Origin of the sequence: Dietzia sp. DQ11-44 (assembly GCF_014145205.1) — a bacterium.
Lineage (GTDB): Bacteria > Actinomycetota > Actinomycetes > Mycobacteriales > Mycobacteriaceae > Dietzia > Dietzia natronolimnaea.
Window position 1 is genome coordinate 1 of sequence record NZ_JAALEC010000432.1, and the last position, 1,933, is coordinate 1,933.

At 69.5% G+C, this 1,933-nt stretch carries 2 protein-coding genes; both read right to left on the reverse strand.

The window, feature by feature from the left end; all coding sequences use genetic code 11:
- Window positions 1-152: 152 nt before the first annotated feature.
- The gene (locus G6018_RS11275) at window positions 153-539 is read right to left on the reverse strand and encodes an MmcQ/YjbR family DNA-binding protein (protein ID WP_182639633.1); all 387 of its coding nucleotides are present in this window, start codon (window positions 537-539) and stop codon (window positions 153-155) included.
- A 10-nt stretch (window positions 540-549) separates the two neighbouring features.
- On the reverse strand, window positions 550-1,933 hold a 1,384-nt coding region (locus tag G6018_RS11280), incomplete at its 5' end, for an IucA/IucC family protein (protein ID WP_182639634.1).

Here is a 1,933-nt window from a genome sequence, read left to right on the forward strand (position 1 = left end):
TGGTGGGCGACTCGCTGGCCGGAGCTGTCAACACGGACTCGGCGACCGACGCCGTGGAGGGCTCGCTGGGCGAGGAGCGGCTCGGCTCGATCACCGGGTCCTCGGTGTCGCCCGAGGGTTCGCCGGAGACCGCTCCGGTGAACTGAGCCGGATCAGCGTTGCCCGCGCCCGAAGGCGTGCGGCTCGACCGGTCGCTGCGCGCTGGGGAGCCCGGCCACCACGAGTCGGTAGGACTCCGTGACCAACTCCTCGACCACGTCGGGGCCGAGGCTCCCCCCGGGGTGCAGTGAGATCCAGTGCCTCTTGTCCATGTGGTAGCCGGGGGTGATGTCGGCGTACGCGTCACGGAGGGCGAGGCCGTCCGAGGGTGATGCCTTGATCACCACGAGGGGCTCGTCGTCGACAACGGTGTGGATCATGAACACCTTGCCGCGGACCTTGTAGACGTCGACGTCCGGCCCGAACGGGAACTCCAGGGTCGACGCCGGTAGTTCGCGTGCCCGCATCGCCGCACATTTCTGGAGTTCCCGCCCGTTCATCCCAGTGACGCTACGACACGCTGCGGGCTCCGTCATCGAGAAGAGCGTTCCGCACACCTGCTTCTCGGCCGACGTGTTCGGAACGCTCTTCGCGACCCGCGCGACCCGCGGGGTCGGTCGGGCTCGATGCGAGGGGATTGGCGAGGGTGCCCGCGAACTGCAGCGATCCCGCCTGATCGGTCAGATCCACCATCTGCCGGGTGTCGCGCAACTGCAGGCGGTTGAGGCACGAGTGTTTGAACCGCGGCGCGAACAGCGCCTGCCAGGTCGCCTCGTCGACCTCAGTCCGGTCGACGTCGATGTCGATGTCGCCGTCGCCGTCGCCGTCGCCGCCCAGCGCCAGCAGGCACCGGCGGGTCTCGTCCCAGAACTCCGATGCCGTCAGGACCCCGGACTCGTCGAGGATCGCGGCGAGGTGACGCAGTACCCCGTCCATCACGTCGGTGTGGATGCTCAACGCGGCCGTCTCGGCGTCCACGAGGTGCCGGATCCGCTCGATCCCCTCGGGCAGCGGTCGGTCGGTCACCACGGCCACCTCCTCGCCGATGTCCTTGAACAGCACCCGGCGCGGCAGGTTGTCCGGGCCGATCACCACGATCACGTTCTCACCGTGGGGCATGAACACCAACCCGTGCGCGAGCAGACAGCGGGCCACCGGCAGAACGTAGGCGTCGAGCAGCGCGCGGAGCCACGTGCGGGCGTCCGCCCCTGACCGCTCCAGGTGTTCGACGACGAGGGGGCACCCGTGGAGGTCGACGTGCAGTAGTGAGGCCAGCGTGAAGGCCCGCTCGCCCTCCGCCAGTCGCGGCACCGGGCTCTCACGCCACAGGGCGGCGATCATCTTGGTGTGCGGCCCCTCGTCCGAGACGCCGGACTCCGCTGCGCGGTGGTAGGCGTCGCCTGTGTACCCCACGGCGGCGACCTCGCGCAGGACTCCGAAGTCGAGTGCCCGGAGCACGGGATCCCCGGCCACCAGACCGGCCACCCAGTCGTTGACCGCCGGGGTGTCACGCATGTACCGAGGAGACAGTCCGCGGGTGAAGCCCATGTTCTGCACCGCCAGTGCCGTCTTGACGTACCCGCGCTCGGGACGGGTCACGTCGAAGAACGTGCGTACGGACTGCTGCGGGCGGTACTCACTGCGGGACTCGCCCAGGTGGACGAGGTCGCGGCGGGCCAGGTCGGGGCCGAACACCACGGCGATCTTGTGCTCCCACTGCCACGGGTGGACGGGAATGAGGCGGTACCCGTCCGGATCGAGGCCCAGCTCCCGAAGTCGTGTGTCGCACCGGTCGAGGTCGTCACCGTCGAACTCCCGACGGTAGTGCTCGTTCTCCTCCAGTCCGGTCACGGTGGCGATGTGGCTGAGTTCACGGCGGGCGGCGAGCCACACC